A 21,794-nucleotide genomic window follows, 5' to 3' on the forward strand; every position below is an offset into this window, starting at 1 on the left:
AGGGAACCCCACAAAGCGAAACAACCCCCCCCCCCCCCCCCCCCCCCCCCCCTCCCCCCCTCCCCCCCCCCCCCCCCCCGCCACCCGCTTCCTGGTCGACCTGGACGGCGGGGGCCGGCTCACCGCGCTCCAGCAGAACCTGGAGACCTCCTCCGCGGACGTCGCCGCCTACCGCGGCACCCGGGTCCGCCTCCAGTGGCACCGCCGGCACGCCGTCCGGCTCCCCTCCTGACACCGTCCCCCACCCCCTGGAGAACGCCGTGCGCCTCACCCGTACCCTGCGCGCCTCAGCCATCTGCGGCGCCGCGCTGCTGCTCGCCGCCGCCTGCGACTCCTCCGGCTCCGGCGGTACGTCCGCCGGCGGCCTCAACCCGCCCGACCTGAAGGCTCCGACGAAGCTCGGCAGGACCGAGGGCCAGGTCGACCTGATCGCCTGGGCCGGCTACGTCGAGGACGGCTCCAACGACCCCAAGGCGGACTGGGTCTCCGGCTTCGAGAAGCGGACGGGCTGCCAGGTCCACTCCAAGGTCGCCGCCAGCTCGGACGAGATGGTCAAACTGATGAAGACCGGGGAGTACGACGCCGTATCCGCCTCCGGCGACGCCTCCCTGCGCCTGATCGCCTCCGGTGACGCGGCCCCCGTCAACACCGACCTCGTCCCCCACTACAAGGACGTCTTCAGCGGGTTGAAGAACGGCGCCTGGAACTCCGTCAAGGGCAGGATGTACGGCATCCCGCACGGCCGGGGCGCCAACCTGCTGATGTACGACACCGCGAAGGTGAGGCCCGCGCCCACCTCCTGGTCCGCCGTCTTCGACGACGCCTCCCGGTACAAGGGACACGTCACCGCGTACGACTCACCGATCTACATCGCCGACGCGGCCCTGTACCTCAAGGCCACCAGGCCGGAGTTGAAGATCAAGGATCCCTACGCCCTCGACCAGAAGCAGTTCGACGCCGCCGTGGCGCTGCTCAAGCGGCAGAACGCGAACGTCGGCGAGTACTGGAGCGACTACCTGAAGGAGGTCTCCGCCTTCAAGAGCGGTGACTCGGTGGTGGGCACCACCTGGCAGGTCATCGCCAACCTCGCCGCCTCCGAGGGAGCCCGGGTCAAGGCGCTGGTGCCCAAGGAGGGTTCGACCGGCTGGTCCGACACCTGGATGGTCTCCGCCAGGGCCAAGCACCCCAACTGCGCCTACAAGTGGCTGGACTGGATCGTCTCCCCGAAGGTCAACGCCCAGGTCGCCGAGTACTTCGGCGAGGCACCCGCCAGCTCCAAGGCGTGCGCCGAGACCAGCGACAGGAACTTCTGCACGGTCTACCACGCCGCCGACGAGAACTACTGGAAGAAGATCGCCTTCTGGAACACGCCCATCGAGCAGTGCCTCGACGGCCGCGAGGACGTGACCTGCGTGCCGTACGCCAAGTGGGTGCAGGCCTGGACCGAGATCAAGGGCTGATCCGTGACGACCGATCTGCCGCCCGAAGCCGGCCGGAGCACCGTCCGGCGGCTCGCCGGAACCCTGCACCGCAGGCCCCGGCTGCGTCTGGCCCTCCTGCTCTCCGCCCCGCTGCTGTGGCTCGCCGTGCTCTACCTCGGCTCGCTGGCGGTCCTGTTCGTCTCCGCCTTCTGGACGACGGACTCCTTCACGTCCCAGGTGGTGGAGGTCTGGTCGACGGACAACTTCCACGCGCTGTTCACCACCCCGGTGTTCCGTCAGGTGATCCTGCGCAGCGTCGTGGTCGCCCTCGCCGTGACCGTGCTGTGCGCGGTGATCGCCTTCCCGGTCGCCCTCTACACCGCCCGCGTGGCCCGGCCGAAGTGGCGCCCGCTGCTCGTCGTGGCCATCCTCACCCCGCTGTGGGCGAGTTACCTGGTCAAGGTGTACGCCTGGCGGCTGATCCTCTCCGAGGGCGGCCTCGCCGACTGGATGCTCGCACCGTTCGGACTGAGCGGCCCCGGCTACGGCCTGCCCGCCACCGTCCTCACCCTGACGTACCTCTGGCTGCCGTACATGATCCTTCCGGTCCACACCGCCCTGGAACAGCTCCCGGCCAACCTGCTGGACGCGTCGGCCGATCTCGGAGCCCGGCCGGCCCGTACCTTCCGCTCGGTCGTCCTCCCCCTGGTCCTGCCCTCGGTCGCCGCCGGCTCCGTCTTCACCTTCTCGCTCAGCCTCGGCGACTACATCACCGTGCAGATCGTCGGCGGGAAGACCCAGCTGATCGGCAACCTCGTGTACTCCAACATCGAACTCAACCTGCCCATGGCCGCCGCGCTCGGCACCGTACCGGTGGCCGTGATCGTCCTGTACCTGCTGGCGGTCCGCCGCACGGGCGCCCTCGACAGCCTGTAGTCCCCAAGCCTGTAGTCCTCAAGCCTGTAGTCCCCAAGCCTGCAGTCCCCACGCCACCCGGACCTCCCGGCACCCGAGGAGAAGAGCACCATGCATCTCAGCCGCACCGCGCGGACCGCCCTGCGCATCGGCGCCGGGCTCGGCTTCGCGGTGATCTACGTCCCGCTGCTGCTGGTCCTGGTCAACTCCCTGAACCCGGACCGCAGCGCGGGCTGGCCACCACCCGGGCTCACGGTGCACTGGTGGTCGGTGGCCGCGCACAACTCCGGCGCCCGCGACGCCCTGTGGACCTCGGTGAAGGCGGGGCTGGGGGCCACCGCCATCGCGCTGGTCCTCGGCACCCTCGTCGCCTTCGCCGTGGCCCGCCACCGCTTCTTCGGCCGCGACACCGTCTCCTTCGTCGTCGTCCTGCCGATCGCGCTGCCCGGCATCGTCACCGGCATCGCGCTCAACTCGGCCTTCAGCACGGTCCTGGAGCCGCTCGGCGTGGGCCTCGGACTGTTCACGGTGATCGTCGGGCACGCCACCTTCTGCATCGTCGTCGTCTTCAACAACGTGGTGGCCCGGCTGCGCCGTACCTCCCGCGCGTACGAGGAGGCGGCCATGGACCTCGGCGCGAGCACCTTCCGCGCCTTCGCGGACATCACCTTCCCGCTCGTCCGCTCCGCGCTGCTGGCCGGCGCCCTGCTCGCCTTCGCCCTGTCCTTCGACGAGATCGTGGTCACCACCTTCACCGCGGGGCCGGGCATCGAGACCCTGCCCATCTGGATCTTCGGCAACATGACCCGGCCGCAGCAGGCCCCGGTGGTGAACGTCGTGGCCGCCGTACTGGTCCTGCTGTCGGTGATCCCGATCTACGTCGCCCAGCGGCTGTCCGCGGACACGGCGACCTCCAGCCGGGTGTGAACGGGCGCACGGCCCGACGGCGTTCCGCGCAGCCCGGACGCGGTTCCGCGTCCGGCCGGACACACGATGCCACCCTTGCCAGAATGGAACCGCCGGGCCGGTGCGGGGGTGCGCGGTCCGGGTGAACGGGGGTGCGGGTGGAGCAGTCGGTGAACGAGCCGTCCCAGGTGGCGGACGGGCTCTCTCCTGCGGCCGACGCGTCTTCGGACGTCGTGGACGTGGCCGCGCTGACGCATGCCATGCCCCCGCTGCGCGAGCGGGAGCGCACCACCCGTGCCCTGCTGTCGCCTCGCCAGCCCGTGTTCACCCACCTCCAGGGACTCGTGGCCGCGGAGGACGTCGACGCGCTGCGCACCCTGCGCGACACGTACACCCCCCTGCACCGCCTGCTCATGCCCCGCGCGGCCGCGGCCTCGTGCGTGCGCACGCTCGTGGGCAGGGCCCCCTTCCTGGAGGACGAACCCGCCGCGGTGCAGGCGCTCCGGGCGTCCGCCGCCATGGGGCTGGCTCTGGTGGGCGACGCGGGTCGCGCCACCGACGAGCTGACGACCGGACTGCTCTGGTTACGCCACCACCACGCCCTCCCCGACCACGCGCCCGCCGCGGCACAGCCCCTCCTGGAATCCGGCGCGGCCGGACACGCCACCCGCCTCCACCGTCTGCTGGACGCCGTCTCCCCCGCGGACCGGGACCTGACCCTGCCGGCCCTGACCTGGCTGCTGGCCCTCGACGGCGCGTTGCCGCCGCCCCGTCCGGCGGCCGAACTGACGGTCCTCTTCGACGACGGCCGGGGCGGCGTCCGCGGCACGCTCACCGCGGCCGTACTGCCGCAGGGACCGCCGGCGCTCCTGCCCGACCCGCGCTCCATGGGCGGCTTCCGCGGCGACGAACGCTTCCGCCAGTCGCTGAGCGACGCCTGGGCCACCCGCGGCGCCGACGTCACCGTGACGGTGCTGTGGTCGCTGACCCACGCGGACGGCGTGGTCGGCATGGTGGAGGACAACTCCCTCGGCTGCGCCTTCGCGATCCTGCTCGGAGAGGCCGCACGGACCACGCGCCGATTACGGCCGCCGGCCCTGCGGCGGATCAACCCGCGCACCGCGCTGGTCGGCGGCCTCGACGCGGCCCGGCCCGGATCCCTGGTGTCCGTCGGCGGCTACCCGGCCAAGCTCCAGGCCGTGGCCGACGGCGCCAACGTGGTCGTCCCCGCGGCGGACCGGGACGCTGCCCTGCGCGCCCAGCCCAAGGGCACCACGGACCGCCTCCTCTTCGCGGCCACCGTCTCGGAAGCGGCGAGCAAGGCACGCGTCTGGGACTTCCCGGTCGTCAGGCGGTGGGGCCTCACGGCCCTGTCCGTCCTCTGCGCGGTCGTCGTACTCGCGGTGGTCGTGGTCCAGCAGGTCAGCGCGGACAGTGAGAAGGAGAGCCGCAAGGCACTCGCCGCCGACCTCGCGGCCCGGGCGATGATGCTGCGGCAGACCGATCCGCGGCTCGCCGGTCTGCTCGCCCTGGCCGGTTACACCATCGAGTCCGACACCCCCGGCGCCGTCCAGGCGATGCGCGACGTACTGGAGGCCAACTCCGGTGTCCGGCTGTCCTGGCAGGTCAGCCCGGCGGAGGTGACGAGCGTCGCCGTGGACGACCGGCACGGGCGCGTGTACACCACCGGCGACGATCCCTACCTGAAGTCCTGGGACCTCCTGACCGGCAAACCGCTCGGGAAGGCCGCCGGGGCGGCCACCGACCTCGTCCTCGACCACGCCAGCGGGCTGCTCGCGGCTCGGGACGACCGAGGGGTGAGCGTCTACTCGGTGCTGCAACCCGTCCCCCGGCGCATGGGCAGACTCCCGGCGCCCACCTGCGCCGGAACGGGCAGCCGACCCGTCGCCACGGCGTTCGTCAACAGCGGCGTGCGACTGGTCGAGGTGCGGGACGACGGCAGCATCGCCCAGTACGACACCACCACGCTCCGGCAGACGTCCTGCCGGCGCTTCCGTGACATCCTGCCGGACGGCCTCCCCGGCCTGCTGAGCATCAGCCCCGTCGTCGACGCCACGGCCGCGCCCAGCCCGCCGCCGGAGCACTCCGGTCAGCCCCGCGCGGAGGACCGGGCACTGCTGCTGCTCCCCTCCGGGTCCGTCGCCGCCGTCGGCCTGGACAGCCACAAGGTCTCCACCGAGATCCCCTTCACCGACGTCCAGGGCGGTGCGACGCAGATCGCCGCCAGTGACACGACGGTGTTCCTCTCGACACCACGCGGGGTGCAGGCCTGGGACCGGCGCCGCCACCGGCAACTGGCCTACCCGGTGGGAGGCCTCGACTACGCGCCGCGCTCCATGGCCCAGGAGCCCGGCACCGTGGCGATCGCCGGTGACGACGGCACGGCGCTCGTACCGGTCGGCACCGGCGACGACGTCGCCGTCGGCCGGGACATGGAGACGCCGCGCGGCGGCCTCGCCGTCACCGTGGCGGTCGGGGACCGGTACACCGTGGTGACGGGTGGGCGCGGCGGCCGGGTGAACGTCCTCGACCGGCGGCCCGGGCCGCTGAGCCTGACCCCCGCGGACCAGTCGACCGTGGTGTCCTTCGGGCCTGACGGACTGCTGTTGCTCGCAGCCGGTGACGGCGGCGGCTCCAAAGGCCTGTTCACCATCGATCCCGCGGACCGGCCCAAGATCGAACGCGACCCGGTCCAGCAGCCCTACGCCCACGTCGAGGACTACGGCTCGGGGACCTTCGAGATCCTCGACGCCGCCCGGAACCGCACCTACGCCGTGGCCGCGGGCCGGTACCGAGACCAGTCCGTCGTCAGCGTCTGGGGCAAGCACGACGCGACCCCGCGCCGGGCCCTCCAGGCACCGCAGCTGGACCGGGGCGCCGCCGACCCGGGCCGGCGCGGGTTCACGGCCACCGCCTTCGTGCCGGGCGCGGACCTGCTCGTCGCCCGGCACGCCACCGGACCGCTCGCCCTCTGGTCCACCAGCACCCTCAAGCTCGTGGCGACCGTGGATCTCCACGCGGGCTCGGGCCTGGCAGTGAGCGGCACACGGGCGCTCGCGCTGGAGGACGGCGGCAAGGACGGGCCCCGCATCGCCCTCACGGACCTGGTCACCCGGACGACCCGCCGCGTCGACGCCCCCGGCGCCGCGCAGGTGACCTGGAGCCGCGACGGCTCCCGTGTCGCCGTGCTCGGCGCGGACGGCACCGTACGCTTCCGCGACGCGAACCTGGAGGAGACCGGCGACTCCCTCACCCTGCCGGACACCACCACGGCCCCGGAAGCGATGGCCCTCTCCCCCGACGGCGGTCACCTCGCGGTAGCGGTGGCGGACCAGGTGCTCGTCTACGACACCGCCACCGGCCAACAGGCCCTGCCGACCCTGCACAGCTCGGGCGGCACGGACATCACCCGCCTGGACTGGTCGCCCAACGGCGACTTCCTCGCCGGAGCGACCCGCCCGGTCACGGACAGCGAGGTCGCCGGGCCCGTGAACCTGTGGCAGGTGGCCGACATCGACTGGAGGCGGCAGATGTGCCACTGGACCGGCAACTCCGGTCTCACCACTCGGGAGTGGCGCACCCAGATCGGCGGCCGCCACGCCTACATCGACCTGTGCGCCGGAAGGAAGTGAGCCGTTCATGCCTCTCTCAGAACGCCGCCGCGCCCGGTGTCTCGGCCTTGCCCTGGCCCTGACACTGGCCGCGGCCGCGTGCACCTCGGCCGACGACGGCACATCCCGGGCTCCCGGGGCCGGCGCCTCCGCCTCCCCCACCGGGCAACCCGACCGACGGCACCCTGTCGTCGCCTTCCTCCGGCCGGCCGAGCACGCGGTCTTCGCCGCCGACGCCGCCGGCCGCACGTGGAAGGCGGGTGAGGTGCAGCCCGGTGAGGACTCCTTCAGCGGACTCGACACGTGGCCGTCGCAGTTCGCCTGGTCACCCGACGGGCGGTCACTGGCCTGGCTCGATGCCGACGGCTATTCCGGAACCGGGCAGATCCACCTCCTGGACGTACGGACCGGTCGGCAGACCTCACGGCCCTGCCCGTGCAGCGGCATCGGCTTTCTCGGCCACGACGCCGTCACTCTCAGCGTCGACGGGAGTTCCCTGCTGCTCTTCCGGGCCTCGGACGGTCCGCGGCGCATCGCCCTCGCCACACGTCAGCGGCCGTACGCCCAGCTGGCCGCCGGCGGGAGAGACGACGTGGTCCTGTTCTCACCGCTTGTCGACGGTCCCGGCGTCGCCCGCGGCGAGGGCACCCTCGCCCTGGCCGACCGCGAAGGCCGTGTCCGCCGGCTCCTCACGGCGAAGGGCCGCACCACGTTCGCCGGCGCCCAACGGCAGCCCGACGGCCCGGAACTGGCGTGGGCCAGCCACGATTCCGGCGGTGCCTGCTGGAGCATGGAGAGCGTCCTCACCCATCCCGGCACGAGGAGCGGCGAGCCCGGCCGCCCGATGCCGCACGATCCCGCGTTCCGCCACGCTCTCGTGACCGAGGCACGCCTGGTGACGTCCCTCGCCTGGGCGGGCGACGGTGTCACCGCCACCTTCAGCCCGATGCCCAACTGCCAGGTCATGACCCGGGAGAGGACCGTCTCCTACTATCTGCGCGACGGCCGGTGGACCTATCTCGGCAGCGGCATGCTGGGCATCGCCCTGGGCGGTGACGGCAGGGTAGTACGCCTCGAAGACCCGGTGTACCCACACGTCCGCCGCGGTACGGCGAGCGACAGTCCCACCGGCACCCTCACCCTGACCGGCGGGGGCCGGAAGCTCGTGCTCGCACGGGGTGTCTCACTGTTCGCGCTCACTCCCGCCGAGAGCGCCGCCGCACGGCCGCCCGCAGCGGCCCGGCAGCCGTCGGAGGGCGTGACGGCCGAGGACGACCACGGCGCCCGGCTGCCCGCCGCGGTGCGGAAGCTGGCCGGGGACATCGAGGACGCGGCGGTCCGCGGAGACACGAAGCGACTCGTGGCGCTGTGCGACCCGTGCTCCGCTGCGGAGCGCCGCTGGATCCGCACCGGCGGCGGGCCCCGTGCGGTCCTGCGGGCGATCCGCACCCACCCGCGGCGTTCCACCACCGAGGAGCTCCTCTACCCGAACCCGTCGACCTGCGTGGACGAGCCGGACACGGACATCAGCTGTACGCCGCAACGGCTGCGGGACGCCGCCGTCCTGGGCCTGAAACCGGGCCTCGCACCGGGTCTCGACTACAGCGGGTCCGCCTACACCCCCGGGGACGCCGTAACCGTGCCACTGACCGTTCGCCTCGAGGGAGGGACCGCGCGATGGACCGGACTGGCCGCCGGGTGAGGGGTGTCACCGGCATGCCGTCCCTGCCCCGACAGCGGGGCGAGGCAGGGACGGCACCCATCCTCACCGGGGATACCGTCGAGGACCGGCCGGTCGTGGGCTTCGCCTGTACCGCCAGGACCCTGCCGACCGCCCGCGACGACCAGCTCGTCCTCGGCGGCGAGGAGGACGCCGGTCACCCGCCGCTGCGCAGCACGGACCCCGCCGACCACCCCAGCCTGACCAGGACCGGCCCGCACCCCTGCGAGCAGCTCGAACCGGGCCGCGTCCGCCGCCCCGACGACATCCGTCCCGGTCTCGCCGGCCGGTTCCAGGAGCTGCTGCACGGACCTCTTTCCCTGCCCTTCGCGGCTCCGCTGATCGAGCACCTGGCGGCGTCGGGGCATGACAGCTGGCTCAGCGGGGGCGCACCCCGCGACGTCGTGACCGGTGCCGTGCCCGGCGGCGTCAACGACCTGGACCTCACCGGGACGGCGCCGGCCGGAGCGTTCACCGAGGCGGCCCGCGCCGTGCTGGACCTCGACGGCCTCAGCGCCGAGCACGTCCAGCGTTTCAACCCCGCCACGCTCACCTGCGCGGTCCTCGACCCCGTCGCCCGCACGCACGGACCCACGCTCGACTACCGCGGCCTCGGTCTGCCACCCGAGGCCACCCGCTTCCCGGCGACGGGCAGCGACCTGCTCCAGGACAGCCGGCAACGGGACCTGACCGTCAACACCCTGCTCTACGACCCGCTGCGCGACCTCGTGCTCGACCCGCTGGGACAGGCCCTGGACGACCTGGGGGACGAGCCCCGCCGGGTCCCGCGCCGCCTGGCCCCCGCACTGGCCTCCACCGACCCTTCGGCGCGTGCCGAAGTGCTGCTGCGCGGGCTGAAGTTCCTGCTGCGCTGGCAGCGACGTCCCGGGGAACCGGACGACGAACCGCTGTGCGCCTGGGCCCGGGCGCTGCCCGCCGACCTGCTCGACCGGATCGACGCGCGCGGTCCCGAGACCTGGCACCACCTGGCGGCCCTGTGGGAGCACTGCGTGCCCGATCCCACGGCACCCGCCGTCGCCGAGGCCGTCCAGCGGCTCGGCCCCGTCGCCGCCCGGCCGCACGCCCGGTTGCTCACGGAGGCGGCATGAACGAGACCGGTCGCCCGTCGCGCCCCCTGCCCGTCCACAGGCCGCTCAGCGACTGGATCGCCCGGTTACGGGCCGCCGGCTCGGGGCTCGGTGCCGTCAACGACGGCAGCGAGCGCACCGACGCCCGTACACTGCGGCGCTTCACCGAGCAGGCCTGGACGCGCACCAGTGCCGTCGTCCCCTGGCAGGGCGAGGCGTGCCGGGCCCTGGCCCTGCGCGCCCCCGACGGCACCACGGTCGTGGAACTGGACGACTTCGGCGGTCCCGTCCCGGTGTCGGAGGCGGGCGCCGCTCTCGTCGCCCGTCTGGAGAGCGCGTGGGACGCGCTGCCGGCGGATCCGGCGACAGTGGCGGCCCTGCGCGCGGAGAGCCCGGCCCTGCGTTACTTCCTCCTGTACCGCGTCGCCCGGGAGACGCAGGCGCCGCCCGAGCTGTTCCACTGCCTGCCGTGGGAGCGGGTGACGGCCACGGCGGACTCGGCCGCCGCCCTGTTGCGCGCCGAGGCGGGCGGGGCGGCCGCCGACGCCGTTCCGCCGCCGGCCGGCGGGCTGCGCCACTGGTTCGCTCCGGCCGCCGCCTCGCTCGCCGGGCCCCTCCAGGTGCTGGAGGCCGGTCTGCGCGGCGGGCGGTCCGGCCCCTGGTTCGGCCGGGAGGCCGCGCATCTGCTCAGCGGCGTCCTGGCCGCCGAGACCGGCCGTCTGCCCCGGACGGCCCGGCACGCCCTGGCCGGCCTCGCCGACGCGCTCGCGGCGGCGGACCGGGCCCTGCACCACAGCGCGGGCCTGGCCGCGACGCGGTTGCGGGGCACCGGCCCGGTGGCGCCGGTCGTGTTCAGAAGGCGCCTCGACCCGGACTTCGTGCTGCGGGCGTCGTCCGGTGCACCGGCCGGCCGCCGCACCGAGATCGTCGAGGACTGGCCGGTCACCACCGGCCTCACGGTCACCGCGGGCGGCCTGCTGGAGATCGAGACGGAGATCGAGGACGAGCCGGCGCAGCCCGTCCGCCGTCTCGCCGACGGACCGCTCTTCCACCCGGTGACCCTGCGCCCGGCCACCGTCACCGACGGGCCCGACGGCTCCGACGCGCCGGGCACCCGCCTCTGGATGGCGCTGAGCGCCTTCCCGGGCTCCCTGTACGGCTTCCTGGCCGTCCGCGTGCCGGGCACCACCTTCGACGTCGATCTGGACGGACCGCCCGTACCGCTGCGGTTCCTGGACCGCGTACGCCCCCACGAGCTGGAGGCGTCCCTCCCGGCCAACGAGCGGGTCACCCTGTCCCAGTGGCACCACATGATCGACGGCCTGCCTCCGCACCATCCGGCCCACGCCGTCCTCGCCGCGTACGAGTCCGGGCGGACGTGAGGCAACTGCCGTGCCCAGGGAGGCGATTCGCTCCCGTCCGGCCGAGGCCGCCGTCTATCGTGAACGCGTGGACAGCGACGAACCGGCCGGGCCCGACGGCGACACCCGCCGCCGGGCCATCGAGACCGAACTGCGGCGTATCGAGGAGAGCGCCATGTACAGCGCACAGTGTCAGTTCGAGGAGACCAAACGCTGGCGTGCCGTACATCTGCTGCTCGGTGTCCCGGCCACCCTGCTCGCCGCCGTAGCGGGTACCACCGCCCTCGTGGAGTCCACCGGCCGGACGGCGGCCGGCATCCTCGCCCTGGTCGCCTCGGGCCTCGGGGCCGTTCTCACCACCGTCAACGCGCCGCAGCGCACCGCGCAGGCAGCCGCGTCCGCCAATGCCTACCTGGAGATCCAGACGGCCGCGCGGCAGCACCGGGAGATCGACCTCGCCCACTGGACGCCGGACGAGGCCCGTCGGGCCCTGGCCGAGCTGACCGCCCGCCGGGACGAGCAGAACACCAAGGCGGAGGTCCCCAGCCGGCGGGCGTACCGCAGGGCGCAGGCGAACCTGCGGGCAGGATCGCAGAGGTACGCCGTCGACGGCGACGGCTGAGACCTGTCGGCCGAGGCCGGACGTTCCGTCCGCCCACCGCGTCGACGATCACCCGACCGGCCACAGCAGACGTCCGAGGAGACGATGAGCCCAGTGAACACCCCGACTCCGGCGCGGGTCCTGCGCGCCGCCTACGAGGCCGTTTCGGTTGTCGTCGCCGGGCTGGGGGACGAGGAGTCCTGGCTGCCGACGGGCTGCACGGGCTGGGCGGTCCGTGATCTGGTGTTCCACTGTCTGCAGGACGCCCAGCGCGGGCTGGTGGCCCTGCACACCCCGTCGGACGGGCCCGTCGACCGGGATGCGGTGAGCTACTGGCAGGGCTGGCGGCCCGACACCGCCGGGGCGGCGAACGGCCGGCGGTGGGTGCGGGTGAACGGGAGCATGTTCCTGGTCTTCGGCCAGATGCAGGAGCTGTATCTCGAGACGCTGGCGGCGGCCGTGCACGCGGCGGAGGCGGCCGATCCCGGGCTGCGGGTGGCCACGCAGGGGCACGTGCTGACGGCCGGGGACCTGATCACCACGCTGGCGGTGGAGGCGACCGTCCACCACCTCGATCTGACCGTCCACCTCCCGCACGCCCCCGGGCCCTCGCCCGAGGGCCTGGCGGCGGTGCGCACCACGCTGGACGGCCTCCTCGGCCGGCCCGCCCCGGTGGAGTGGAGCGACGAGAGGTACGCGCGCGTGGGCACCGGGCGGGCCGCGCCCACGGACGCCGAGCGCGCCGCCCTGGGGGCGGTGGCGGAGCGGCTCCCGCTGTTCGGCTGAAGGCCGGCCGATCCCGCCGGGGCACCTCCAACGCGGCGACAGCGGTGCGTGCCGCCCGCGCGGTGCGGGGCATCCCGGTCGGGTTGGTGGAAACCTGCGCCCCATGAACAACCCTCCCAGCATCGACCGTTACGTCGACCGTGTCACGGCCGGTCCCGGTGGGGCGCTGACCGACGAGGTCGGCGTCATCACCGGTGATCTCACCGTCGCGACGATCCTCCTGCCCGACGGCCGCAGTGTGCGGGTCGCCATCCAGCATTCCGGCGGTGACACCTGGTACACGCTGGCCGGGAGCCCCGCCCCGGTGCCGGCCGGCCAGCTCGCGGCCTACCACCGGGACCTGCTGGGCCGCATCCGCCGGGGCGGCGGGACGCGCGCCACCTGAGCCCGGCGCCCGGGGCGGGCGGGCCGGTCCGACGCGGGGCGCCGGGTTTCGGCGCCCCGCGCCTGGGGAGTCGGTGCGCGTGGTGTCGTATGGACCCCGGCGGCGTGTGCACGTCCCGGCGCTGCGGGCCGGCCGGCTGACCCGGATGCCTGTGCACTGGGCCTTGCCGCCCGCCCGGGTCCGGCCCCTGCTGCCGCGCGGGCTCGCCGTCGACGCGGACGGCGGTTCGGCCTGGGTGAGCCTCACGCCGTTCCTCATGACCGGTGTGTGCCGGCCGGGGTCGCGGGTGGGCCTGCCCCCGTTCGCGGAGGCCGCTCGGCGAACCTCCGGGCGAGGGCAGGGAGGCCGGGAGGTGCCGTGGTTCCCGAGGATCGAGGTGGTCTGCCCGGTGATGCCGGCCGTGGGCGTGGCGGGGGTGCCGTACCCCGTCGGGCGTCCGGAGCCGGCGCGGCGGGAGGACGCGGTGCACTACGCCGGCGCCCGGCGGGGCGGCCGTCCCGGGTGCCGCATGGCCGTACGGCCGGGCGAGCCGATCCGGCCCAGCCGGCCGGACGTGTGGCCGGCCTCGCGCCGGCGGGCGTTCACCCGGCGCCGCGGCTCACTGTCGCAGACTCCCGTCGAGCACGCCCCCTGGCCGCCGCGCGAGGCGTGTCTCATGGTGCTGGAGGAGGCCCACGCCCGGAGGGTGGGGCTGCCGCCCGTGACTGAGCCGGTCGCGCACTTCTCGGACGGGGTGCGGAAGGTACGGCTGGGCGCTCCGCGTCCGGCGGGACTCGGCGGCCGGGTCCGCGACCGTGCCGCCCGGGACGGATGAACGCGCCCGCACCCGGGCCGGACCGGGCCGGCCGGCTCCGCTTCGACGGCTGGATCGCCGGCATCGGGACCGCGTCCGGGACCCGGCTGGTGCTCGGGCACTGGCCGTGCTCGCCGTTCGGCCCCTTCAGCGACGTGATGCTGGAGCGGGAGGACGGTCACCGCCTGCTGCTGGCCCCGACCCGGCGCACCGCGGACTTCATCGCCGGCACCTACGCCTTCGACGAGGTGCGGGTCGTACCGGTGCGGGTCCGCGTCACCGGGGACCGGTGGGCGGTCACCGCCGGTTCGCTCCTCGACCTGCGCCTGACCGTCGGCCGCAGGGGTCTGCCAGGGGTCCTGCTGCGGGCCGTCCCCGGTGCGCTGGCCGCCTCGGCCCGCTGGACGGTGGTGACCGATCCGCCGGCCCGGGTGCTGCTCGGAGTGCGGACCCGCGGAAGTGCCGGCGGCGGCCGGCGCGAGTGGTACGGCGCGCGCGATCTGCACCGGATCACCGCGGCGAGCGTCGTCCTCGAAGGGCGGGACCTCGGCCCCCTGGCCCCCGTCGAGCCCGCCGTCCGCTTCGGTTTCGGCTCGGCGCCCCGCACGCCGAGCCTGGTACGCGTCACGACGACGGTCGGCGCGCCCCGCGCGGCCGGACGCCGTGGGCGCCGCCCCCGCCCCCTGCCGGGGAAGCCACGAAGGAGACCTGCCATGAACACACCGGAACGGTCCGGTACGCCCGGGCTGGGGTCCACCGGCGGCACCGACAGGAAACTGCTCGGTGTCTATCTCAACGACCACCTGGCCGGAGCCACCGCGGGGAGCCAGCGGATCGGTCATCTGGCCCGCGCCTCCCGCGGCTCCGCGCTCGGCCGGGCCCTCGGTCCCGTCGCCGTCGAGATCGACGAGGACCGGGAGACGCTGCTGGAGATCATGCGGGACCTGGACGTCCCGGTGCGCCACTACAAGGTCTGGGCGGGCTGGACGGCCGAGAAGGCGGCCCGGGTGAAGGGCAACGGACGCCTGGTGCGGCGCTCTCCGCTCAGCACCGTGCTGGAACTGGAGGCGCTGCGGCTCGGGGTGGAGGGCAAGGCGGCCGGCTGGGCGACTCTTCGCCGGCTCGCCGCGACCGACGGGCGCCTGGACCCCGTACTGCTCGACACGCTCCTGGACCGGGCCGCACACCAGCAGGAGACCGTGGAGGAGTGGCGCGTGCACGCGGCGGAGGCAGCCCTTCACCCGGCCGGCCGGAGCTGAGCGGCGCGGCGGTGCCTTTCGTAGGCTGAAGGGACCCGATCCTCCTCCCGGAGGTCTGCCGGCAGGCGGGAGATGGTCGTGATCGAACTGGCCGCGGCGTTCGCCGTCGCGGGAGCGGCGAGCAACGCCGTGGGCACCGCGTTCCAGCGCAAGGCCGCCTCGGCCAGCAGCCGCGGCGGGGTCCGGCTGCTCGCGGAGCTGGTGCGCCGGCCGTTCTGGATGATCGGCATGGCCGGTGTGATCTGCGCCGCGCTGTTCCAGAGCCTCGCCCTCGTCAACGGCCCGCTCGCGCTGGTCCAGCCGCTGTTCATCCTGGAGCTGCCGTTCGCGCTGCTCGTCGCCGCGCCCTTGATGCACCGGCGGCTGCCGCCCTCGGGCTGGTGGGGTGTCGGCGGCTGCGTGGCGGGCCTCGCGGTGCTGCTCGTCGCGGCGGCTCCGCACGGCGCGACCGACCAGGCGCCCCTCGACCGGTGGATCCCGGCCGTGTGCCTGTGTGCCGCAGTCATGGCCGTGGCCGTTCTCCTGGCGGGCCGGGGACGTCCGCCGGCCCGGCGCGCCGCGCTGCTGGCCACCGCCTCCGCGACGGGCAACGCCCTGACCGCCGCCCTGCTGAAGTCGGCCAGCGGCACCTTCTCCGACGAGGGTTTCACGGCGTTCCTGCGGTCCTGGCAGACGTACGGCTTCGCGCTCGCCGGCGTCTGTGCCGTGCTCCTGCTGGAGAACGCGCTGCAGGCCGGTCCGCTGGCCGCGGCGCAGCCCGCGCTGACCATCGGCGACGCGGTGGTGAGCCTGGCCCTGGGCATCACCCTCTTCGAGGAGCGGATCCGCACCGGCTGGTGGCTCGTTCCGGAGGTGTGCGGTGCCCTGCTGATCATCGGAGGTGTGCTGGTCCTGAGCCGGGCCGTCCAGCGCATCGTCGTGCTGCCGGTTCCGGCGGAGGAGCGGCAGCCCGCGACGTGAGGCGGTTCAAGGGGCGGCGACGAGCGGGGGCGCACCCCAGTCGGAGGTCAGCGCGTCGCGCAGGGCGCGGGCCGGGCCCGGCCCGATGCGCTCGACCAGGGCCGACTCGATCACCGTGATGGTGGCCTGGGCCCGCTCGTGCACACGCCGGCCCTCCGCGGTGGTCCGGATCAGGCGCCGGCGTGCGGACCCGGGGTCGGGCACCTGTTCCAGCAGCCCCATGCCGATCAGTCCGTGCACCGCCTGATGGGTCGTCTGCCGGGTGACGCCGGTCCGCCGGGCCAGTTCGGAGATGGTGGTGCCCTCGGCGTCGAGCATCGCGAACACGGAGGCCTGCGCGGTCGTCACGGGCTGCTCACCCGCCGCCTCCATGCTGGCGAACAGGGCCTCCTCGAACCAGCGGCGGGCCTCGGACAGCAGCTGGGGCAGGTTGGCGGCGCGATGACTCATGGCTCCTCGGACGATCGGGGACCCGGTGATTATCCTCCGGCGCGGTGACGGGCGAGGAACGCGGCCGTCCCGGCGGAGCACCGCTCGACCCCGCCCTCCGCGAGTCCCGCCCACAGGTGGTCCGCGCCGGCTACGGGCACGTCGTGGTCGACCGGGACCCGCTCGGCCCGCTGGGCTCGCACGAGCCGCTCGCCCCGGGCGCGGGGACCAGCTCGTCCCGGGTGCCGTACCGGACCGGGAACGGCGGTGCCTGCGGGACGTCGGCGGGGGCCGGACCGGGCGGCAGGGCCTCGATGGTGGCGGGGGCGTGCGGGCCGGAGCGGCCCGGTGGGTGGTCCTCGGCTAGGGGGGTGTGAGGCCGGTGGACTCGTACCGGGTGACACGGCCCTGCGCCGGTTCGGCCCGGCGCCGGTTCGGCCCGGCGCCGGTTCGGCCCGGCGAGGACGGGTTCCGGGCGCGGGTCACCGAGGTGGACGCCGTGGGCGCGGGTCACCGAGGTGGACGCGGTGGTTGTGGGGCTCCGGTACGACGCCGTCGGCGTGGAGCGGGTCGAAGGCGTGGGCGATCCCGGCGAGGGCGCCGTCGATGCCGGGGAGGAGCGGCGAGGCGAAGAGGCCGAACCGTCCGGGACGGTCCCGCGGCCCGGCCAGATCGGCAGGGGCGGTGCGGGCGAGCACAGGCCGAGGGCCGGGCGGGCGGCGCCGTCGGAGCACCCGCGGTGACGGCGGGACCGGCGGCGCGGAGGCCGGGCGGCACCGGCTCGCCGCCCGGAGTCCGCCGGCCGGCTCACCGCGGCTCCGGCGTCATGCCGAGCAGACCGAACAGGGCGACGGGGCGGTGCGCCGGTGATGCGACCCGCAGCGGTGCGTAGAGGGTGCCGGCCAGGACCCCCGCCGACAGCGCGTCGACGTACGGTACGGCCGTCAGTTCCCGGTGTGCCACCGGTGGCCGGGCAGGAAGCGGACGTCGTACTGTCCGGGCACGGTCGCGAACCTGTCCGGGTCGGGGACGAACGGCTGGGCCGGCAACCCGAGTTCGTCGGCCGGTGTGCCGAGGGTCTCGAAGAACCGCTCGAAGGTGCCGCCGGGTCCGGCGGCGACGCCGACGACCTGTGAGTGGTGGCGTTCCATGCGGTAGGCGTGGGGGCAGTTCTTCGGGACGAAGCCGAAGTCCCCGGGTGTGAGCAGCTTCTCGTACTGCTCCCCCGCCAGGTCCTCCACGAAGAGCCGCACGGCGCCCTGGGTGATGAAGAAGACCTCGTAGGTGTCCGCGTGGGAGTGGGCGGGGATCAGCTCCCCCTTCGGGCCCTCGCAGGTGAAGAAGTTGAAGGTGTTCTCGGTCTGCTCGCCGCCCGCGTAGATGGTGACGAGGTCGCCGAAGAGGTGCGCGCGGTCGCCCAGGCCCTTCTCGACGAAGTAGGGCGTGCCCGGCTCCGGCGGGATGAAGGAGCGGGCGCGGTGGCGGGTGGCGTACTCGATGGTCATGCGGGGCCTCCGGTTCCGACGCAGTAATGTCAGGCTACCTGACATTACTGCGTGGCTGGCGGCTCCCCCGGCCGGCCCTCACCGGCGCGGCCGCGTGAGCCGCACCTCCTCCACGCCCAGCAGCCCCAGCAGCGGCACCCGGCCCACCCGCTGGCCGGGATCCACCACCAGCCCGGAGTCGCGGACCAGGTCCAGCAGCAGTTCGGCCAGCGGCATGACCATGTGCCGCCCCCAGCAGCGCTCCGAGGAGTGTCCGAAGGGCAGGTAGCCCGGAGTGGTGTCGGGGTCCAGGCGGTCCCAGCGTTCCGGCCGGAAGGCATCGGGGTCGTCCCACAGGGCGGGGTCCCGATGCGACAGCAGCGGCAGCAGCAGGATGTCGTCCCGCTCGCCGATGCGGCCGTCGACGGCCGGGTACTCGGGTGAGGCGTTGCGCAGAATGTTCCACGAGGGCGGCAGGAGTCGCAGCGACTCCAGGATGATGTTCCGGTTGGGGGTGCCGTCGTCGAACGGCGAGCCGAGCCAGAGGGCGTTGGCCACGAGCGTGGAGACGGTGAAGCACACGGGGGCCGCGGCCCTGCGGTACAGGCCCATGGCGTAGCGCCGCTCCTGGTAGCCCCGCGCCCGCGCCGCGCGGTTCCCGAGGCCGGTGAGCCGGGCGTCCGGCCGGGGCCAGCCTGGCAATGCGGCGCCGACCGCGATCACCGACCACGTCAGCTTCGGGGTGAGTTCGAGGTTCCGGCTCATCAGCATGCGCAGGCGGCGCGGGTCCTGACCGAGTATCAGGTCGCGTAGGAAGAGGTGTCCGGTCAGCGGCCAGGGGCCCGCGAGGTCCACGGACTCCGGCCGGGGCCCGGCCAGGGCATCGCGTACGTCGTTGCCGATGGTGCGGGTGACCGCCGAGGCCTCGGTGCGGGTGATGGAACGGCCGTGCAGCGGCTTGAAGGTGGGGCGCTCGGTCTCGGTGGCCCGGCGTGCGGCCAGGATGCGGTCGGCGACCTCGTGCCCCGCGACGCCGACGGTGTCGGGTTCGAGGCGGAAGACGTCCCGGCCCAGGTGGTCGTCGAGGAGCGCGGCGAGCCGTGGGGCGAACACGGTGGCGCGCGGACGCGCGAGGGAGGACGGCGGCATGGCTGCTCCGGTACGGGGCGGGGACTGCGGGGGAAGGGGCGACGGGACACCGATGCCCGGCCGGACCACGTAGCGGTACGGCCGGACAACGATGTCGGCGCATGTGGTGATGCGCGCATCAGTACCAGAGGTACCAGGCGTTGGCCTTGAGGCTCTTGGTGGCGGCAACGCGGTTGCGAAGGGCGAAAAGGAGCTTCATCACTGCACCTCCCCTCGGGACTCGGGAGCGGACGGATGACACGCGTCGGTCCGGACGGGCCGGCGAAGATCACGTGTCGGCGACGCACCGGAACCTTCCCGTGACCGTTCACCTGTTAATCACCAGGGGCTTCAAAAGCGCTGCCGTGCGGGCGGTTTCGGACTTTCGCCGGTCATCGGCGCTCCGGTTTGACGCGTCGACGGGACGGGCGGGAGCCGGACCGGCTCCGGGACCTCACGCGCTGGTGACGGGCGGCGGTGACCGCCCGGATGCCGGACGGCCGGTGACCGGGAGCGGACAGCCGCCACGCCGGGTCCGACGGACAGGGCCGCGCCACATTGGCCGGATAGGCACCGCCGCGATCATTCCCGCCGAACGAGGCCGCCCCGCCCCGACGGAAGGCGTCCGACGGCCCCGACTCTTCCGGCACGGACGGCACGGACGGCACGGGCGGCATGGACGGCACAGGCGGCATGGACGGCATGGGCGGCATGGACGGACGGCATGGGCGGCATGGACGGCATGGGCGGCATGGACGGCATGGCGCGCCGGGCAACCCGAGGTGGCCTCTCGGAAGGGGCGTCGTCGCGGTGGGCGGCTCGCGCGTCGGGGTTGCGCCTCTGTCCCGCGGTGCACACAGGGGGCCGCGGGTGGTCCGGACCCGGGAGCGGCTCCGCCCCCGGGCGTGGCGTGGTTCAGCCCACGGTGGGGCGGCGGGCGTAGACCTCGATCTCGATCTTCATGCGGGGGTCGGCGAGGCCGCACTCCATCATGGTGGCGGCCGGGCGGACCTCGCCGAAACAGCGGCGCAGCACCGGCCAGCAGGGCTCGAAGTCGGCGCGGTCCGGCAGCATGTAGCGCACCCGCACCACATCGGCGAAGCCGCACCCCGCCTCGGCCAGGGCGGTCCCGATGTTCCACAGGCACTGCTCGGCCTGCTCCACCACGTCGTCGGAGATGGTCATGGCGGCGTAGTCGAACCCGGTGGTCCCGGAGACATGCACCCACTCCCCGTCGACCACGGCGCGGGCGTAACCGATCTGGTCCTCGAAGGGGGAGCCGCTGAGTATCGCGCGTCGTTCCGTCATGCGCCGAACGTTAGTCGCTCCGTCGCGCGCCGAACGTCGGAGGCCGGCTCGCGCGGAAGCCGCCAAGCCGCCCCCTCACCCTTCCGCCCGCACCGGGTGGCGGCTCATGATCGAGACCCGGTTGAACGCGTTGATCGTGACGGCCACCCAGACCACCGCCGATATCTGGTCCTCGGTCAGCACGTCCCGCGCCGCCGCGCAGGCGGCGTCCTGTGCGGCGCCGTCGGACGCCGCCGTGGTCGCCTCGGCGAGGGCCAGGGCGGCACGTTCGGCGGGGGTGAAGAGCTCGGTGTCGCGCCAGGCGGCGAGCACGCCGAGGCGCTGCGGGGTGTCCCCGGCCCGCAGCGCGGCGCGGGTGTGCAGGTGCAGGCAGTAGGCGCAGCCGTTGAGCTGCGAGACACGGAGGTTCACCAGTTCCACCAGGACGCGGTCCAGGCCCGCTTCGGCGGCGACCGCACGGACCGCCTCGGACGTCTGCACCAGGGCGTGGTACGCCTTCGGGCTCTGCTTGTCGATGAAGATCCGCCGCGGGGCGCCGGCCGGGTCGGGACTGGTCAACCTGGACCCCTCCGGGTGCACTTTGTTGAACGCGAAAGTATCACGGCACGATCCGGCGCTTCCGGACATCGCGCCCGGCCTCCGGCGCCACGGTCCGCCCCAAGGTGAAGGCCGAGCACCCGGCGCGCGCCCGGGAGAAGCGTGGACGGGCGGCTCGATGACACCCTGCATAGCATCCAGGTATGACAGACATTCCAGACGAACTGCTCAGGCTGGAACGTTCCACCGAGGCGGAGCGCGCCAGACTGGCCGGCCTGTGCGGTGACGAGTACGACGCCCAGTGGCAGGCCTGGCGGCGGGCGTCCGAGGCGTTCCAGGCCGCGGTGACCGAACAGTCGGCGCGCGAGGGGATGTCACGGCACGATCTGGAGCAGGCCGTGAAGAACGCGGTCCGGCGCGCGGAGGAGGATCCGGCGCAGTGACCGGGCACCACGGTGCCGACGTCACGACAGGCCGTCCGGCGGTGTTCCGGGGCGGGCGGCTCGGTGGCGCGGACGAGGCGGCGGAGCCGGCGGGGGGCCGGGGCGGCCGTCACGGTGGCGTGCGTACATGGGCTTGTTCGATGACCGACCGCGTTCCTGACCTTGATGCATGACCCCGCCGAGCCCAGCCCCCGTGTCCCCCGCGTCCCCCGCGTCCCCCACCTCCCCGGGGTCCGCCGTGTCCCCCGGGTCCCCCGTGTCCCCCTCGACGGTCGCCGCTCCCCGGCCCGGCGTACCGTGACCGCCGCCGTCGTCCAGGCGTCCGCTCCGCTGTTCGACACGCCGGCCGCCCTGGTCCGCGCCGAGGAACTCGTCCGGGTGGCCGTCGCCGGCCGGGGCGCCGAGGTCGTCGTCCTTCCCGAGGCGTTCCTCGGCGGCTACCCCAAGGGCCTGTACTTCGGCGTCACCGTCGGCAGCCGGACCCCGCCCGGCCGTGAGCCGTTCCGCCGCTACCACGCCGCCGCCATCGACGTCCCCGGCCCCGAGGTCGACACCCTGGCCGCCGTCACGCGGGATCTCGGCTGCCACGCCGTCGTCGGCGCCGTCGAGCGGCAGGGCGGGACCCTCTCCTGCGTGGC

23 protein-coding genes and 3 pseudogenes are annotated in these 21,794 nt (G+C 74.2%); 18 read left to right on the forward strand and 8 right to left on the reverse strand.

The genetic code is table 11. The features are described from left to right. Positions 1-79: 79 nt before the first annotated feature. The 15 genes and pseudogenes from ACZ4VF_RS00080 to ACZ4VF_RS00150 form a co-directional block, all read left to right on the forward strand. Positions 80-232, forward strand: a pseudogene (locus ACZ4VF_RS00080) (TOBE domain-containing protein); the annotation flags it as partial. Between the two features lie 28 nt (positions 233-260). Next, on the forward strand, positions 261-1,460 hold the full coding sequence (locus ACZ4VF_RS00085) for an ABC transporter substrate-binding protein (RefSeq protein ID WP_467922139.1): 1,200 nt from the start codon (positions 261-263) through the stop codon (positions 1,458-1,460). A 3-nt stretch (positions 1,461-1,463) separates the two neighbouring features. Next, positions 1,464-2,357 carry an ABC transporter permease gene (locus tag ACZ4VF_RS00090; protein WP_467922141.1) on the forward strand — a complete coding sequence of 298 codons (894 nt, stop codon included), beginning with the start codon at positions 1,464-1,466 and terminating at the stop codon, positions 2,355-2,357. A 90-nt stretch (positions 2,358-2,447) separates the two neighbouring features. Further along, positions 2,448-3,263, forward strand: a complete 816-nt coding sequence (locus ACZ4VF_RS00095) for an ABC transporter permease (RefSeq protein WP_467922142.1) — start codon at positions 2,448-2,450, stop codon at positions 3,261-3,263. Between the two features lie 149 nt (positions 3,264-3,412). Then, on the forward strand, positions 3,413-6,895 hold the full coding sequence (locus tag ACZ4VF_RS00100) for a WD40 repeat domain-containing protein (protein WP_467922143.1): 3,483 nt from the start codon (positions 3,413-3,415) through the stop codon (positions 6,893-6,895). Between the two features lie 7 nt (positions 6,896-6,902). Beyond that, positions 6,903-8,576, forward strand: a complete 1,674-nt coding sequence (locus tag ACZ4VF_RS00105) for a hypothetical protein (RefSeq protein WP_467922145.1) — start codon at positions 6,903-6,905, stop codon at positions 8,574-8,576. Further along, the gene (locus ACZ4VF_RS00110) at positions 8,552-9,703 is read left to right on the forward strand and encodes a hypothetical protein (RefSeq protein WP_467922146.1); all 1,152 of its coding nucleotides are present in this window, start codon (positions 8,552-8,554) and stop codon (positions 9,701-9,703) included. Before ACZ4VF_RS00105 ends, ACZ4VF_RS00110 begins: the two co-directional genes overlap by 25 nt. After that, positions 9,700-11,064 (forward strand): hypothetical protein, encoded by a 1,365-nt coding sequence (locus tag ACZ4VF_RS00115; protein ID WP_467922147.1) that lies wholly within the window; start codon positions 9,700-9,702, stop codon positions 11,062-11,064. Before ACZ4VF_RS00110 ends, ACZ4VF_RS00115 begins: the two co-directional genes overlap by 4 nt. Before the next feature lie 67 nt (positions 11,065-11,131). Beyond that, positions 11,132-11,665, forward strand: a complete 534-nt coding sequence (locus ACZ4VF_RS00120; RefSeq protein ID WP_467922149.1) for an SLATT domain-containing protein — start codon at positions 11,132-11,134, stop codon at positions 11,663-11,665. A gap of 84 nt (positions 11,666-11,749) precedes the next feature. Beyond that, complete coding sequence (locus tag ACZ4VF_RS00125) at positions 11,750-12,430, forward strand: maleylpyruvate isomerase N-terminal domain-containing protein (protein ID WP_467922150.1); 681 nt, start codon at positions 11,750-11,752, stop codon at positions 12,428-12,430. Positions 12,431-12,533: 103 nt separating this feature from the next. Next, positions 12,534-12,815: a hypothetical protein gene (locus tag ACZ4VF_RS00130; RefSeq protein ID WP_467922151.1), complete on the forward strand. Its 282-nt coding sequence runs from the start codon at positions 12,534-12,536 to the stop codon at positions 12,813-12,815. A 145-nt stretch (positions 12,816-12,960) separates the two neighbouring features. Continuing rightward, positions 12,961-13,629: a DUF2071 domain-containing protein gene (locus ACZ4VF_RS00135; RefSeq protein WP_467922153.1), complete on the forward strand. Its 669-nt coding sequence runs from the start codon at positions 12,961-12,963 to the stop codon at positions 13,627-13,629. Then, positions 13,626-14,255: pseudogene (locus ACZ4VF_RS00140) on the forward strand (hypothetical protein); the annotation flags it as partial. The gene ACZ4VF_RS00135 and the pseudogene ACZ4VF_RS00140, both read left to right, overlap by 4 nt. 66 nt (positions 14,256-14,321) lie before the next feature. Continuing rightward, positions 14,322-14,867, forward strand: a complete 546-nt coding sequence (locus ACZ4VF_RS00145; RefSeq protein WP_467923723.1) for a hypothetical protein — start codon at positions 14,322-14,324, stop codon at positions 14,865-14,867. A gap of 78 nt (positions 14,868-14,945) precedes the next feature. After that, positions 14,946-15,827 (forward strand): DMT family transporter, encoded by an 882-nt coding sequence (locus tag ACZ4VF_RS00150; RefSeq protein WP_467922154.1) that lies wholly within the window; start codon positions 14,946-14,948, stop codon positions 15,825-15,827. 6 nt (positions 15,828-15,833) lie between these two features. On the opposite strand, the gene ACZ4VF_RS00155 is transcribed toward ACZ4VF_RS00150, so the two are convergent. After that, positions 15,834-16,277, reverse strand: coding sequence for a MarR family winged helix-turn-helix transcriptional regulator (locus ACZ4VF_RS00155; RefSeq protein WP_467922155.1), 444 nt, complete (start codon positions 16,275-16,277; stop codon positions 15,834-15,836). Positions 16,278-16,321: 44 nt separating this feature from the next. Between ACZ4VF_RS00155 and ACZ4VF_RS00160 the strand changes: the two genes are divergently transcribed. After that, positions 16,322-16,633 (forward strand): hypothetical protein, encoded by a 312-nt coding sequence (locus ACZ4VF_RS00160; protein ID WP_467922157.1) that lies wholly within the window; start codon positions 16,322-16,324, stop codon positions 16,631-16,633. A 105-nt stretch (positions 16,634-16,738) separates the two neighbouring features. On the opposite strand, the gene ACZ4VF_RS00165 is transcribed toward ACZ4VF_RS00160, so the two are convergent. The 7 genes from ACZ4VF_RS00165 to ACZ4VF_RS00195 all read right to left on the reverse strand — a co-directional run bounded on the left by ACZ4VF_RS00165 (position 16,739) and on the right by ACZ4VF_RS00195 (position 20,734). After that, complete coding sequence (locus ACZ4VF_RS00165) at positions 16,739-16,954, reverse strand: hypothetical protein (RefSeq protein ID WP_467922158.1); 216 nt, start codon at positions 16,952-16,954, stop codon at positions 16,739-16,741. Between the two features lie 109 nt (positions 16,955-17,063). Continuing rightward, the gene (locus ACZ4VF_RS00170) at positions 17,064-17,219 is read right to left on the reverse strand and encodes a DUF1427 family protein (protein ID WP_467922160.1); all 156 of its coding nucleotides are present in this window, start codon (positions 17,217-17,219) and stop codon (positions 17,064-17,066) included. Next, positions 17,201-17,761 carry a quercetin 2,3-dioxygenase gene (locus ACZ4VF_RS00175; protein WP_467922161.1) on the reverse strand — a complete coding sequence of 187 codons (561 nt, stop codon included), beginning with the start codon at positions 17,759-17,761 and terminating at the stop codon, positions 17,201-17,203. Before ACZ4VF_RS00175 ends, ACZ4VF_RS00170 begins: the two co-directional genes overlap by 19 nt. Positions 17,762-17,839: 78 nt before the next feature. Then, positions 17,840-18,889, reverse strand: a complete 1,050-nt coding sequence (locus ACZ4VF_RS00180) for a cytochrome P450 (RefSeq protein ID WP_467922163.1) — start codon at positions 18,887-18,889, stop codon at positions 17,840-17,842. A 118-nt stretch (positions 18,890-19,007) separates the two neighbouring features. Further along, positions 19,008-19,088: a tryptorubin family RiPP precursor gene (locus tag ACZ4VF_RS00185; protein ID WP_467923724.1), complete on the reverse strand. Its 81-nt coding sequence runs from the start codon at positions 19,086-19,088 to the stop codon at positions 19,008-19,010. A gap of 695 nt (positions 19,089-19,783) precedes the next feature. Continuing rightward, positions 19,784-20,176 (reverse strand): RidA family protein, encoded by a 393-nt coding sequence (locus ACZ4VF_RS00190; protein WP_467922164.1) that lies wholly within the window; start codon positions 20,174-20,176, stop codon positions 19,784-19,786. A 75-nt stretch (positions 20,177-20,251) separates the two neighbouring features. Further along, a complete protein-coding gene (locus ACZ4VF_RS00195; protein WP_467922165.1) occupies positions 20,252-20,734 on the reverse strand; it encodes a carboxymuconolactone decarboxylase family protein in 483 nt (160 codons plus the stop codon). 182 nt (positions 20,735-20,916) lie between these two features. On the opposite strand from ACZ4VF_RS00195, the gene ACZ4VF_RS00200 reads away from it, so the two are divergent. Together ACZ4VF_RS00200 and ACZ4VF_RS00205 are read left to right on the forward strand one after the other, a co-directional pair. Beyond that, a complete protein-coding gene (locus tag ACZ4VF_RS00200; RefSeq protein ID WP_467922167.1) occupies positions 20,917-21,156 on the forward strand; it encodes a hypothetical protein in 240 nt (79 codons plus the stop codon). 165 nt (positions 21,157-21,321) lie between these two features. Next, positions 21,322-21,762 (forward strand): annotated as a pseudogene (locus ACZ4VF_RS00205) (nitrilase-related carbon-nitrogen hydrolase); the annotation flags it as partial. Positions 21,763-21,794: the final 32 nt, after the last annotated feature.

Source organism: Streptomyces sp. NPDC029151 (assembly GCF_055564315.1).